This window comes from Streptomyces sp. F001, from assembly GCF_004187715.1.
In the GTDB taxonomy this organism is placed as follows: domain Bacteria; phylum Actinomycetota; class Actinomycetes; order Streptomycetales; family Streptomycetaceae; genus Streptomyces; species Streptomyces flavusporus.
The window spans coordinates 255,596-268,855 of record NZ_QZWF01000007.1 but is presented as its reverse complement, the minus strand read 5'-3'; the positions used below and the strand labels follow the sequence as shown (position 1 = coordinate 268,855).

The window sequence follows — 13,260 nt, the reverse complement described above, 5'->3', positions numbered from 1 at the left end:
GAGGCGATGTGGTCGTAAGGAGCTGCGGATCGGTGCGATCGGGGCGAACTGCCCCTCGGTGTGATCGGGACGAGCTGCCGTCGGTGTGTCGATGAGGGCCGTCGCCCGGCGGACCGGGGCCTGTTGCGGCAGTGGCGTCGCGCGGCGGGCGCCCCTGCCGCAACCGGCTCTGTGGGCGACGCCGCCTCGGCCGTCCGCCGGGCCGGCCCGCTCCCGCGACGTGGGGGTTGCCGCGTCGGGCGGACCGGCCCGACACCCCGATCCTGGAGTCGTGGGTGGACGGCAACAACACGCCGTGGCGCACTTCGTCAGGTGCCGGGCTCCGTCGCCCCGCACGTCGGCGTGTTCCGCACCCGGCCGGGCGAGGAGAGCACGGCGACGGCGTGGGCGGCCGAGGCGAGGGTCATGTGCCGGTGCCATCCGTCGAACGAACGGCCCACGTAGTCCTCGATGCCCACGCTCTTGGCGACCTCGAAGTAGTCGTACTCGACCCGGTCGAGCAGGGTGAACAGCGTGAGCAGCGAAGCGGGCTGATGATCCGTCAGGCTGGTGAGCCACAGCTGGGGCGCGTCCTGCTGCCGGCCCTCGGCCAGCCCGATGAGGGCAAGGCGTCTGCCGTGTCCGGATCGCAGCCGCCCGCCTCTTTCCGGGGGGAGTTTCACGGCCGCGCTCGCCAGCAGCCCCGACCGTATGCCGGCCCCGCGGCCGCCCGGCCGCCATCGGACGGGCTGTCGGGTACCGCTGGCGGCCCGGATGACCTCGCCGGCCGGCATGCTCGCCGAGCCCCGGTGGCCGGTCAGCGCCGGGTCGTTGACGATCAGCGGCACGGACGGGTCGACCCGCGCCAGCAGGGGGACACCCTTGCGGCCCAGGCGGTCGAAGAGCCTGGCCGCGTTGAGGGAGCAGGCGTCCAGCACCACCGGCCGCACCGGCATCGCCCACTCCGTCACCAGGTCGACGCAGAGTTTCGCGGCCCGGTCGGACAGCGTCTCCACCTCGGCGCTGTCCGGGATCGAGGCCCGGCTGCGCAGCGACCGGTCGTCGATCCACGCCTGGGGCAGATGCAGCCCCCAGTCCACCGGGCTGCTCCGGTGCCCGGAGGCGGCCCACACACCCACCGCCTGCTGGGCGTTGAGCACCCGCCCCTCGGCCGGGACGAATCTGCGGTCCACGCCGACGGAGTGCTGTCCCGCCTTGCGGATCACCGTGCTGTGCACCACCCAGGCCTCGACGGGCAGCCGGGGCACCAGGTACCGGGCCAGTGCCTGGCGTACCGGGGTCCAGTCCCAGGTCGACTCGCTGATGAAGTGATGCAGGCTCTGGTCGGTCGCCCGGCCTCCGATCAGGCTCGCGATGTTCCGGATCGACTTGCGGCCGGGCACTTCCAGCAGGCCCCTCACGTACTCGACGCCCTTCTTGCGCTGGTCGGCGCGCGGCAGGGAAACGAAGAGGGACCGAGATATTTGCCGCAGTAAATCATCTGGCGCTTCGGTTTCCGTGAATAATCGATGCGATTTCTCGTTCCCCTTCTCGACAGTAATCAGCGGCAACCAGGATGCATTCACAGATTGACCCCCGCATAGCTGCTCCCGCTGGCTGGAAAATCTGCCCGCGGATGTGTTGAGCGAAACGTTCCGGCGCACCCTTCCCTCGCATATGTGCGAACAGGGGCGAATGGAATCTCCGCAATTCACCGGGCGTGCGGCAGTCGTGCCCCTCCCGCCGGGGCCGACCGTCCCTACGCCTTGGTCGCATCGCCCGATGCCGCAATACCGGACCAAATCGGGCGCAACTTTATCGATGTGTAGATCTGTGCACCACTGTTTGGATCTGCATCTGTCACCTACGGGACTGAGGAGCGACAACGCGACGGTCGCCCGGAAGAGCTTCAGGGGCCGCTCGGGTCAAGATGACGAACTGTGGCCGGCACTGTTGACGCCGCGGCATGGTCGCCGATACACCCGGCGGACAACGCCACCGACCGCCGCAATTCAGCCAACGAAGCGCAACGCCATTCCCGATTCCCCCGTGCTGTCCGAGTCCGCGGCGAAAGTCCGGGTGGCTGTTTCCAGGCGCAACGGGCGTCAGGTGGTCAACCGGCGGCCAGTAGATGGCCGGTGGTGACATAGACCGTTTCGCGCACATGGTCGCGGGCGGTGGCCTCGCGGACCAGGGCGTGGGCGAGGTCGGCTCGGGAGGTGACCGGACGGGGCGCCGCGTGGGTGGCGATCCGGTAGTCCGTGACGCCACTGCGGCTGACGAGCCGGCCCGGGCGGACCAGGGTCCAGTCGAGTCCGGACTCCTGAACGACGCTCTCCATGCGCCGTACGTCCTGGTGGGCGGCGCGTCGGCCGGTCAGCAGCGCGGCTCCGCGGCGCAGCCGGGCTCGGCGCGGCTCGTCGACGGCGTCGAGGCCGGCGTGGCTGACACAGACCAGCCGCCGCAGGCCGTGGTGCACCATCGCCTTGACGATGTTGTAGACCCCCTGCGAGTGGACGGTGCCGGGTCTCCTGGACGGTGGCGCGCCGATCACGGAGATGACCGCGTCGTGGCCCCACATGACCCAGTCGACCGCGTCGGCGTCCATCAGGTCCGCGTCGGCGACCTGCACCCCGCGGTCGTAGAAGGGGAAGTCGGCGGGGCGCCGGGTGATCGCCGTGACCGTGTGACCTTCGGCCGCCGCCATGGCGGTGACCAGGTGACCGGTCGGGCTGTCGGCGCCGAACACGACCAGTTTCATGCTTTCCCTCCTCGCGCACGGGCGTAGCGCGGCCAGGCCTGCGGGTGCGGTGGGGGACGCACATGGATGCGGCGCTTTTCGAACTGCGGGCTCTCGACCTGCGCGTCTTCGAACAGTGGTTCTCGAACAGTGATCGGGTGCCGGTACATCGATCGAGCGCGCCGATCAATGTACTACCATGAGGCTCGCCCCTACGAAGAGCCGGGAAAGGGCGGTGGGTGTCATCGTGAGCAAGCCGCGGAGCAGCGGTCGCGCGAGCTCCGGAGCCGCGCAGAGCGTCTGGCTGCGCCGCTCGCCGACGCCGCGCAACGAGCCGCCGCTGTCCAGGGAGCGCATCACCGAGGCGGCGATCGCCCTGCTGGACGAGGAGGGCATGGAGCGGTTGACCATGCGCCACCTTGCGGAGCGTCTCGGAGTCGGTGCCACGACCCTTTACTGGCACATCGACACCAAGGACGACGTCATCGACCTGGCGATCGACGCCATCTTCGCCGAGGCCCCGCTCCCCGAAGGGGACACCGGCAGCTGGCAGGAGAACGTGGTGGCCCTCCTCTCCGGATGCCGGGCCATGCTCCTTCGGCACCCGTGGTCCGCCGCGCTGCCGTTGCGTCGCCGGCCGTCGATCGGACCGAACTTCCTGACCTGGCTGGAGTTCCTTCAGGCGACCCTGGCGCGGGCCGGGTTCGAGGGGCGGCAGGTTCAGGCCGCCTGCTGGGTACTGTACAACCACGTCCAGGGTTCCACCGCCAGTCAGTCCAGCCTGCGCTGGTCCGGTACCGAACGGGCCGCTGCACAGGAGCAGTTGAGGATGCAGCAGGACAGCTATCCCACGCTGGTCGCGTACGAGTACATGCTGGACGACGCCTGGGACGAGAACTTCGATCTCGGCCTGAAGTACATCCTCGACGGACTCCAGGCGCAGATCGCGGCCTCGCACTGACGCCCCTCAGCGCTCCGTCGCGTAGCGCCCCGTGAAGTGGCCGGAGTTGATCCCCCGGCCCGTGCTCATCTGACAGATCCGCAGGCAGCGGCTGGACCACGCAGAGCGCGCGAACTGTCCTGATTCCATGCGGATCCGCCGGCCCCGGTACGCCGTTCCCCGCACGGCGCCTTGAGCGGCAGTGGGCGGAACCGCCATGAGCGGCGGGGCACACGGGACGACATTGGAGCAGACCATGATCACATGCGGTGCCGCCCACGGCGCACGGGGCGTGCTCGGTACGGGGTCCTACGTACCCAGTCGCGTCATCAACAACAAGGACATGAGCAGCCTGGTCGGTGTCTCCGAGGAGGCCATCCTGCGGAAGACGGGGATCCGCGAACGGCGTTGGGCGAAGCCCGAGGAAGCCACGTCGGATCTCGCGGTGGCCGCCGGCCGGGCGGCCCTGGAGCAGGCCGGCATCAGGGCCTCGGACCTCGGTCTCATCATCGTGGCGACCTCCACTCCCGACTCCCCGCAGCCGGCGACGGCCTGTGTGGTCGCGGACGAGCTGGGCGCGGGCAACGGCACCGCCGCCTTCGACGTCAACTCGGTGTGCAGCGGCTTCACCTTCGCCCTGTCCGTCGCCGAACGGATGCTCGCCGACGCCCCGGCCGACCACGCCCTGGTCATCGGCGCCGACGTGTACTCGCGCATCCTCTCGCCCACCGACCGGCGCACGACCGTGCTGTTCGGGGACGGCGCCGGTGCCGTCGTGCTGGGCCCGGGCGGCCGGCACCGGATGCTCTCCACCCGGCTGGCCAGCTTCGGGACCGCCCGCGAGCTGATCGGCGTACCGGGCGGCGGCAGCCGGATGCCCGCGACGGAGGAGACGCTGCGCGAGGGCAAGCACTACTTCTCGATGAACGGCCGGGGCGTGACCGAGTTCGTCGAGACGCAGGTGGTCCCCGGTATCGAGGCGTTCCTCGCGGACAACGGAGTGCGCCACGACGAGATCGCACACTTCGTGCCGCACCAGGCGAACGGACGGCTCCTGGAGAGCATGACCGGGCACCTGGGCATACCCTCCGACCGGCTGGCCACCACGGTGACGCGCTACGGCAACACCGGCGCCGCCTCCGTCCCCATCACCCTGGACCACCTGGCCCGTTCGGGAGCGGTGGCCGCGGGTGACCTGGTACTGCTGGCGGCGTTCGGCGGCGGCATGTCGATGGGCCTGACGCTGCTGCGGGCCGGCTGACGTACCGGCCGCGCATGACACGGCCCGGCCCCGTTCTCGACGGGGCCGGGCCGTGTCATGCGCGGCGGTTACTTCTTGCTGCCGCCGATGTGCAGGGCCTCCTTGACGAAGACCTGGAAGTAGCTGGGCACGCCCTGGGTGGTGATGACCTCGACGACGGCGCCGACGTTGCGGTGGTCGACGCCTTCGCGGACCAGTGCGTCCGCGAGGTCCTTGCGCGAGGTGAACCAGCCCGGGTGGCGGGTCTTGCTCACGACGTAGTCGGTCGTGGTCGTGCCGTCGAAGAGGCCGGCGGGGCGGATGACCGTCCAGTCCAGGTCGCTGGCGCGCACGATCTCCTCCATCCGGGCCGCGTCGTCGTACAGGGGGCGGCCCATCTTGAGCAGCACCGGCACGATCAGCTTCCGGAAGATGAAGGCCTCACCGGGGGCGTCCTCGTAGTTGACGCCGATGGAGCTGACGCAGACCAGGCGTCGGATGCCGTGCGACTGCATGGCCTTGACGACGTTCGCGGTGCCCTCCGAATAGACGGTCACCGGCTCCTTGGTGTACGGCACGCCGACGGTGGAGATGACCGCGTCATGGCCGGCCACCGCGCGGTCCACGGCCTCGGCGTCCATGATGTCCGCGCCGACCACCCGTAACGCGGCGCCGCTCAGCGGGAAGGCGTCGGGTCGGCGGGTCACGGCGGTGACGGAATGGCCCTCGGCGAGTGCCTGCTCCGTGGCCAGCCGCCCGGTCGGGCCGTTCGCGCCGAAGATGACCAGTTTCACGAGTTCCTCCTGCCAGCCGACTTCGTGCCGGACATCGATCGGGCATTCGTACAGTGATCTAGCACTAGAACAACGTACCATTCCTGGGGTCAGGGGCTGAGGAGCGGGGGGTTCCGCCCGTCGGCATGCGACGCACCCGCGGCCCGGCCGAGGCGCCGCGGGTGCGTGTTCCGTGCCGTTTCCTTGCGACGGTCCGCGGTCAGTCCACGGACAGGCGGGGGAACTTCTTCATGAGGAAGTCCATGTCGACGAAGTCGATGGCGGACTTCGTCTGCTGCAGCCCGATCTGGTAGGCGGTGGCGACCTCGACCAGGCGCAGGGTCTGGTACTCGATCGCCTTGATGTTGTCCTCGTGCACGTTGTCCGGCGCGTGCCGGGAGATGCTGCAGGTGCCGTACGGCGCTCCGTTGTGCTCGGACGCCAGGATCTCGACGCTGGAACCGTTGGGGACGATGAGGCAGCCCCAGTGGCACAGCACGTTGTGCAGGGCGAGGATCGTCGCCTGCTGGCCGGCGTGCGCGGCGGAGCCGGACGCGAACACGGTCGCGGCCTTGTTCGCCAGCTTCCCCGGGATGGCGACCGGTCCGGAGCGATCGATGAAGTTCAGGATCTGCGGGGCCGGCAGGCCGAAGTGGACGGGCGTACCGATCATGATCGCGTCCGCCGCCACGAGGTCGTCCAGGGTGGCGACGGGGATGTCACGGGTGGCGTCCTCCAGTTCGGCGTACGCCTCCTTGTCCAGCACCATCGGGTCCGGCAGCTCGGGGACCTTGAGCAGCTTGGGCTCGGCGCCCGCCTTCTCGGCCGCGGCGGCCGCCGCCGATGCCAGCCGGAAGATGTTTCCGCTCCGGGAATGGAAGATGATGGCCACTTTGACCATGGGACACTCCTCACCATTCGTCGTTGCCGGGAAAACGTCATCCCCGGGATACGAAGCGTCATCATCACGGCCGCCCGAACCGGCTGCCCAGGAGCACGTCACACAGTTCGTCAGGTAGCCGAAAAGCCCGTCGGACAAGGGGACTTGGAGCCCGGCGGACCTGACAGACTGGACGGCCGCCGGTTGAGTGCTCCACGGCGGTGCCCTGTGCTGTTTCCATGGCGAATCCCACAGGCGAGAAGATCGCTCTTCCGACCGATCCCATGCAGCTTCCGGCGGCTTTCGAGCAGGCTTTCAACTCGGGCAGCCTCGAAGCCATCAAGCAGCTTTTCGACCCGCAGGCCGTGCGCGTTCTGTCCCCCGGCAATTTCCAGACGGGGGAGGAGATGTGGAAGGCCGCCGCCGAGACCCTGCCCGACCGTCTCCCGGTCAAGCTGTCCGTGCGGCACATCTACACGGTCGGCGACACGGCCCTGATGATCTGCGACTACGTGCACGAAGGCCCCGGCCCGGACGGCAAGCACATGCGCCTGGAGGGCACCGCGGCGGACATCCTCCGGCGCGGCACCGACGGCGTCTGGCGCTGCCTGATCAGCAACCCGCCCGGCACCACTCGGGCCTGAGGGGCGGGTATGCCGCACAGCGCACCGGGTATTTCGCACAGCACACCGGGTATTCCGCACGGCACTCCGGGTGTGCGGGAAAACTCGCAGACACCCGCCGGGAAGCCGTGGTCGCGGGCCATCGACGTGCACCACCACATCCTCCCGGACTTCTATCTCGACGAACTCGAGAACATGGGAGTCCGGACCATTCTCCCCGGCATCGACCGGCCGACGTGGAGTGCGGACAGCAGCCTCGCCATGATGGACCGGCACGGCATCCGCGCCGCGGTGGTGAGCGTCTGGCCAGGGGTTCCGGCCGGCCTGGAACCCGAACCGGCGGCGGAGTTCGCGCGCCGGGTGAACGAATACCTCGCCGAACTGGTCGCCGCACATCCCGGCCGGTTCGGCGCGTTCGCCACGCTGCCCATTCCCCATACGGACCTCGTGCTCGAGGAATTCGAGTACGCCGTCGACACGCTCGGCCTGGACGGCGTGGGCCTCGTCAGCAACTACGCCGGCCTGTACGTCGGGGACCGCTCCATGGACCCCCTCTTCGCGGCCGCGGCCCGCCGCCGCAGCCCGCTGTTCGTGCACCCGACGGTTCCCCCGTCCACCGGCCAGCCGGACTTCGGCCTGCCCGCCTCGCTGTACGAGTTCCCCTTCGAATCGGTCCGGGTGGCCGCCCAACTCCTCTACAACCAGACCCTGGAGAGATTCCCCGAGCTGCCCGTGATCCTGCCGCACGGCGGTGGCGGCGTCCCCTTCTACGCCGGCCGGCTCTCCTGCGGCGGACTCATCAGCGCGGCCCTCACCGACCGGCTGCCCGAGGACCCCGTCGGCTCGCTGCAACGGCTCTACATCGACATCGCGATGACCGGCGACCCGCACGCACTGGCGGCCCTGCGCTCCTTCGCCCCGGCGAACCGGATCCTGGTCGGCTCGGACTTCCCGCTGATGCCCGAGTCGTACACCCTCGACACCGGTCACCGCGTCGTGCGGCACGGCGGATTCAGCGCCGAGGAGCGGACCCGGCTGGATCACGCGAACGCCGAGGGCCTCTTCCCGCGCTTCACCGGAAAGGACGGATGACACGCCGTGCTCGACAACAAGACCGTCGCCGCCTACCTGGACCGCATCTCGGCCGAGCCCCCGAAACGCCTCGACGCGGACGCGCTGCGGCACCTGCACGAACGGCATGTGCTGTCGGTGCCGTTCGACAACCTCGACTACCACCGCGGTGCCGAGATCTGTATGGACGAACGCGCCGTCGACAAGGTGGTCCACGAACACCGCGGAGGCCTCTGCGGTGAGATCAACACGGCGTTCTACTTCCTGCTCCGGTCGCTGGGCTTCGACGTGACCCTGCATCAGGGCCGGGTGCGGATCGCGGAGGGCGTCACGACGGCGCCGTACCACCATGTCCTGATGACGGTGGCCATCGACGGGGTGCGGTGGATCGCCGACATCGGGTTCGGCAAGAGCAGCCGGCACCCCCTGCGCCTCGACTGCGACGAGCTCCAGCCCGATCCGCACGGCGAGTTCCGTACGCGGTGGCTGGACCGGCGGTCCGTGGAGGTGCAGCGCAACGGGACACCGCAGTACATCGTCTACGACGAGCCGGTGGAGCTGATCGACTTCCGGCAGACGATGTGGTGGTACCGGACCAGCCCGGACTCTCCGTTCCTGCAGAACCTCGTCTGCTCGCTGCCCCTGGAGAACGGCTGGGTCATCCTGCGCGACGACGTGCTGACGGTCACCACCGGAGGGGAGCGGCGGACCGAGAAACTCCCCGACGACGCCGCGGTGCTGGCGGCCTACGAGAAATGGTTCGGGATCAGGCTCGAGAAACGCCCCGCGCCGAGCCCTCACATGAACAACGCGATCAGTTTCTCGTTCGACAGCGACTGACCCATCCCACACCACCAGGGGACAACGCACATGCTGGATGAAGTGACGACGGCCGCCTATCTGAAACGCATCGCGGCCGACCGCCCGGACCGCCCCGACCTCGCCGCGCTGCGCCACCTGCACGAACGGCATGTGATGTCGGTGCCGTTCGAAAGCCTCGACTATCACCTCGGCAGGGAGATCCACTACAAGGACGAAAGGATCGTCGACAAGATCGTGCACCAGCGCCGCGGCGGCGCCTGCGGCGAGACCAACAGCTCCTTCTACTTCCTTCTGAAGGCCCTGGGCTTCACCGTCCACGTACGCCACGGGCGCGTATGGATCGGCGGAAAGCTGCGCGATCCGTACAACCACCTGCTGGTCATGGCGGAGATCGAGGGAGCGCGCTGGCTCGTCGACGTCGGCTTCGGCAAGGGCAGCCGGTTTCCGATCCTCCTGGACTCGCCGGAGGCGCAGTCCGACCCGCACGGTGTGTTCTCCGTCCGGAAGGTGGACGACCGCGCCACCGACGTCCTGCGCGACGGAAAGCCGCAGTACCGGGTCTACGACGACCCGACCTCCCTCTCGGACTTCGACCAGGTCATCCACTGGTACCGCACCAGCCCGGACTCGATGCTCCTGCAGAACATGTTCTGTTCGCTGCCGCTTGACGACGGCTGGGTCGTGCTCAAGAACGACGTTCTGACCATCACCCGAGGCACGGAGAAGACGACCGAGAAACTCCCCGACGACGCCGCGGTGCTGGCCGCGTACGAGAAATGGTTCGGCATCACGCTGGAGAAGCGGCCCATGCCGAGCCCCTATCTCAGGGACTCCGTACGCATGGCGTTCGAGGAGAAGTAGTTCCAGGCGAAGAGGAGAGGTCGTCATGCCCAAGTGGGAACTCGCACCGGTCAGTCCCCGCAGCGTCGCCCTGGCGCTGCCCGACAGGGTGGTCACGAACGCCGAGCTGTGCGAAACGCTGGACACCACACCGGAGTGGATCGAGAAGAAGACGGGAATCCGGGAACGCCGTTTCCTGGAACCCCACGAAACCGTCCTTGACCTCGCGGTCGAGGCGGCAGAGAAGGCCCTCGCGGCGGCCGACGTCCAGGCCCGCGAGATCGACGTCGTGCTCGTCGCGTGCACGACCCCGGACTGGATCATGCCGTCGCTGGGCGTGAGCCTCGCCGAGCGCATGGGCATCGACACCCCGCGCATCCTCGACCTGACCCAGCACGCCTGCGCCTCGGCGGCGTACGGCATCTACACGGCCGCATCCCTGCTGCAGGAGCCGGACCTGGAAACGGCGTTGGTCGTCTGCGCGGAACGCGGCTCCGGCATCACCGACCCGACCGACCGCATCACGCGGATCTTCTTCGGGGACGCCGCCGGCGCCGTGGTGCTGCGCAAGGCGCCCGGCGGGGACGGGCTGCTCAGCTACGACCTCGGCAACGTGTACTCGGACGCCGTCCGCGTGGCGACGGCCTGGCGCCTGGACCAGGAGGTGCCGTCGTCGACGACCGAGACACCCCGGACGCCGTACATCTTCATGGACGGCAACGTGGTGCTGCGGGAGGCGATGACCCGGGTGCCCAAGTCCCTCAGCGAGGCGCTCTCGACGGCCGGCGTCACCGTGGACGAGGTGAGCGGCTTCGCCGTCCACCAGGCCAACGCCAAGCTGGTACGGCAGATCGGGCGGATGGCCGGCGCCGATGCCGAGCGCGTCCCCGTCACCGCCGACACCCTGGGCAACACCGCGGCCGCCTCGCCGCTGACGGCGCTGTGGCGGCTGGCCCGCGAGGGCCGCGCCCGGCGCGGCGATGTCGTCGTGCTCGGCGCGATCGGCGCCGGGTTCCTCTTCGGCTCGCTGGTCTTCCGGCTCCCGGACGACCTCCTCGCGGCGGACGTCGCCGGCCTGGACGTCCCGCGGGCGGCGTGAGCCGGTCGGGCTCGGGCTTCTTTCGCACGGCCGAAGGTGGACTATGGGGTTAGCGAGCGAAGGAGGCCCGTCATGCAGTCCAGAGCCTCGGATTCCGACCAGTGGCTGTACGCTCTCACCCCGTCGCAGGCCGAAGGCGAACGCAACGAACCGGGCGAGCGCAGCGCCATGGAACAGCACCCGGACGTGCCCAGGACCGAACCCTCCCAGGCCGAGGGCGAGCGGACGGAAGAGGTCTCGGGGAGAGAGTGAGCTACCGGGACGGGGGCCGTTTCTGCCGGGGTGATCGGGTAACCCGGCGTACATGCGCAATCCCCTGTCGAAGATCGAAGCGCTGGAGGACGCCGAGCACCTCGACCGCATCGCGACCCCCGTACGGACGCGCGTCCAGGCGCTGCCCCTCGGGCCCGTACGGGACGCGCTGCGCGGCCGTTGGCAGGGCCACCCGCTGCACCCGGTGCTGGTGCAGGCTCCCATCGGGGCCTGGACGTCCGCTGCGCTGCTCGATCTGACCCGCGGCAACGAGCGCGCGGCCCGACTGCTGGTCGCCACGGGGCTCGCCACCGCGGTCCCGGCCGCGCTGGCGGGGGCCGTCGACTTCGCGGACCAGTTTCCCGAGCAGGAGCGCGTGGGCGTGGTGCACGCGGCGGCGAACACCACGGCCGTCGCCTGCTACGCGGCCTCGCTCGTGGCCCGCAGCCGGGGGCGGAGCGGCCGGCTGCTCGGATTCGCCGGACTCGCGGCCGCCACGGCCGGCGGGTTCCTCGGCGGCCACCTGGCGTACCGGCAGGCGGCCGGCGTGAACCACAGCCAGTCCGTGCCGCACCTGATCTACGAGGGCTGGCACCCGGTCGGTGACCCGGAGGAGTTCCCGCGCGGCAGTGTCGTCCGGCGGATGGTCGGGGAGGTCCCCGTGCTGCTCGTGCGGGACTCCGAGGGCACCGGAGAGCTGCACGCGCTGGCGGACCGGTGCGCCCACCTCTCGGGTCCCCTGTCCCAGGGCGAGATCAGCGACGGCTGCGTGATCTGCCCCTGGCACGGCAGCACGTTCCGGCTCGCCGACGGCGCCTGCGTGGCCGGACCGGCCACGGCACCGCAGCCTTCCTTCGACGTACGCCTCAACGACGGCCTGGTCGAGGTCCGGCTGAGGGAGGGGCACGCGCAGTGACGGCGCCGGAGAGCAGATGGACGTCAGCGGGCGCAGCCGACGTCCAGCACCTCGATCACGTCACCACGGCGGGTGTACACAAGCCAGCACCATTCACCGAACGCTGCTGCCAGATCCGCGACCTGTGTCTCCGGGTCCTCGGCCACGGCCTGGATCAGCGTGATGATCTCCTCATGCACCTCATCCGGGACGTCGAACAGCACGTCAGCGGCCCGTTGGATCATTTGGACTTTCATGTCGACCCCCGCGACGCCAGGAGCACCTACGGCCAGGGTTCCCAGACCACGATAAATCCAATTACTCCGCCCGCACCGGCGGCAAGTGGCCGATCCGCGCCGACGGGCGCACGCTGGAAACCATGAGCGTGCACCCGTCCTCCGACGCTCCCCGCGTGCTGCCCGTGCTGTCCCCGATGCTGGCGGTGATCGGCCCGCCGCCGGGACCGGAAGCCGAGGCCGAGTACGCGTACGAAACGCTCTGGAACGGGGCCCGCGTGATCGTCCACCTGCCGGGGAACGGCAGCCTGCAGCTGCTGGCCGGCAACGGGATGGACGTCACGGACCAGTACCCGGAGCTCCAGGCGCTGGCTGCTCTGCTGCCCGGGCCGGAGGCGGTGCTGGACGGGGAGATCGTCGCCCGGGACCTCGAGGGCCGCCCGTCCGTGCAGCGGCTGCAGCAGCGCATGAGTCTGCACCACCCGGACGCGATCGCGCACGGCGCCAGGGACCTGCCCGTCAGGCTGATGCTCTTCGACATCCTTCATCTCGGGGAGCCGACCGTGCACCTGCCCTACACCGCGCGCCGCGATCTCCTCGACGACCTCGCGCTGGCCGGACCGGCCGTCGCCGTGCCCGCGGCCTGGCCCTCGATGGCAGCCGAGGCGATGGAGCAGAGCGCCATCGAGGGCTACGACGGTGTGGTCGCGAAACGCCTCACCAGCCCCTACCTGCCCGGGCGCCGCTCCCGCGACTGGATCAAGATCAAGCACCTGGACTCGGACACGGACACGGACAAGTGACGACCGGGCACAGGACCGGAACACGTCAGGAGCGGCTCGCCGCCCGGCTGGAGCTGCTCGAGGCCGA

General features: G+C 69.7%; 15 protein-coding genes. 10 read left to right on the top strand and 5 right to left on the bottom strand.

Annotated elements, in window-relative coordinates:
* Positions 1-308: 308 nt before the first annotated feature.
* Entirely contained in the window at positions 309-1,565 is a 1,257-nt protein-coding gene (locus StrepF001_RS25920) for a transposase (RefSeq protein WP_276322842.1), read from the bottom strand.
* A gap of 527 nt (positions 1,566-2,092) precedes the next feature.
* Positions 2,093-2,740: an NAD(P)H-binding protein gene (locus tag StrepF001_RS25915; RefSeq protein WP_129800616.1), complete on the bottom strand. Its 648-nt coding sequence runs from the start codon at positions 2,738-2,740 to the stop codon at positions 2,093-2,095.
* Between the two features lie 226 nt (positions 2,741-2,966).
* Between StrepF001_RS25915 and StrepF001_RS25910 the strand changes: the two genes are divergently transcribed.
* Together StrepF001_RS25910 and StrepF001_RS25905 are read left to right on the top strand one after the other, a co-directional pair.
* The gene (locus tag StrepF001_RS25910) at positions 2,967-3,680 is read left to right on the top strand and encodes a TetR/AcrR family transcriptional regulator C-terminal domain-containing protein (protein ID WP_240797682.1); all 714 of its coding nucleotides are present in this window, start codon (positions 2,967-2,969) and stop codon (positions 3,678-3,680) included.
* Positions 3,681-3,915: 235 nt separating this feature from the next.
* A complete protein-coding gene (locus StrepF001_RS25905; RefSeq protein WP_129800614.1) occupies positions 3,916-4,920 on the top strand; it encodes a beta-ketoacyl-ACP synthase III in 1,005 nt (334 codons plus the stop codon).
* A gap of 68 nt (positions 4,921-4,988) precedes the next feature.
* Here the strand turns inward: StrepF001_RS25905 and StrepF001_RS25900 are convergent, their stop codons facing one another.
* Together StrepF001_RS25900 and StrepF001_RS25895 are read right to left on the bottom strand one after the other, a co-directional pair.
* Entirely contained in the window at positions 4,989-5,693 is a 705-nt protein-coding gene (locus StrepF001_RS25900; RefSeq protein WP_129800613.1) for an SDR family oxidoreductase, read from the bottom strand.
* Between the two features lie 199 nt (positions 5,694-5,892).
* Positions 5,893-6,573, bottom strand: coding sequence for an NAD(P)H-dependent oxidoreductase (locus StrepF001_RS25895; RefSeq protein WP_129800612.1), 681 nt, complete (start codon positions 6,571-6,573; stop codon positions 5,893-5,895).
* A 218-nt stretch (positions 6,574-6,791) separates the two neighbouring features.
* Here StrepF001_RS25895 and StrepF001_RS25890 point away from each other — a divergent pair, with 218 nt between their 5' ends.
* The 7 genes from StrepF001_RS25890 to StrepF001_RS25860 all read left to right on the top strand — a co-directional run bounded on the left by StrepF001_RS25890 (position 6,792) and on the right by StrepF001_RS25860 (position 12,175).
* On the top strand, positions 6,792-7,196 hold the full coding sequence (locus tag StrepF001_RS25890) for a nuclear transport factor 2 family protein (protein ID WP_129800611.1): 405 nt from the start codon (positions 6,792-6,794) through the stop codon (positions 7,194-7,196).
* 72 nt (positions 7,197-7,268) lie between these two features.
* A complete protein-coding gene (locus StrepF001_RS25885; protein WP_165396369.1) occupies positions 7,269-8,267 on the top strand; it encodes an amidohydrolase family protein in 999 nt (332 codons plus the stop codon).
* Between the two features lie 6 nt (positions 8,268-8,273).
* On the top strand, positions 8,274-9,086 hold the full coding sequence (locus tag StrepF001_RS25880) for an arylamine N-acetyltransferase (protein WP_129800609.1): 813 nt from the start codon (positions 8,274-8,276) through the stop codon (positions 9,084-9,086).
* A gap of 30 nt (positions 9,087-9,116) precedes the next feature.
* Entirely contained in the window at positions 9,117-9,929 is an 813-nt protein-coding gene (locus StrepF001_RS25875; protein ID WP_129800608.1) for an arylamine N-acetyltransferase, read from the top strand.
* A gap of 25 nt (positions 9,930-9,954) precedes the next feature.
* Positions 9,955-11,007: a ketoacyl-ACP synthase III gene (locus StrepF001_RS25870; RefSeq protein ID WP_129800607.1), complete on the top strand. Its 1,053-nt coding sequence runs from the start codon at positions 9,955-9,957 to the stop codon at positions 11,005-11,007.
* Between the two features lie 72 nt (positions 11,008-11,079).
* Complete coding sequence (locus StrepF001_RS25865) at positions 11,080-11,259, top strand: hypothetical protein (RefSeq protein WP_129800606.1); 180 nt, start codon at positions 11,080-11,082, stop codon at positions 11,257-11,259.
* A gap of 52 nt (positions 11,260-11,311) precedes the next feature.
* A complete protein-coding gene (locus tag StrepF001_RS25860; protein WP_129800605.1) occupies positions 11,312-12,175 on the top strand; it encodes a Rieske (2Fe-2S) protein in 864 nt (287 codons plus the stop codon).
* A 23-nt stretch (positions 12,176-12,198) separates the two neighbouring features.
* Here StrepF001_RS25860 and StrepF001_RS25855 read toward each other — a convergent pair whose 3' ends face one another.
* Positions 12,199-12,399 (bottom strand): hypothetical protein, encoded by a 201-nt coding sequence (locus StrepF001_RS25855; protein ID WP_240797681.1) that lies wholly within the window; start codon positions 12,397-12,399, stop codon positions 12,199-12,201.
* A gap of 134 nt (positions 12,400-12,533) precedes the next feature.
* Here StrepF001_RS25855 and StrepF001_RS25850 point away from each other — a divergent pair, with 134 nt between their 5' ends.
* Complete coding sequence (locus StrepF001_RS25850) at positions 12,534-13,193, top strand: hypothetical protein (protein WP_129800603.1); 660 nt, start codon at positions 12,534-12,536, stop codon at positions 13,191-13,193.
* Positions 13,194-13,260: the final 67 nt, after the last annotated feature.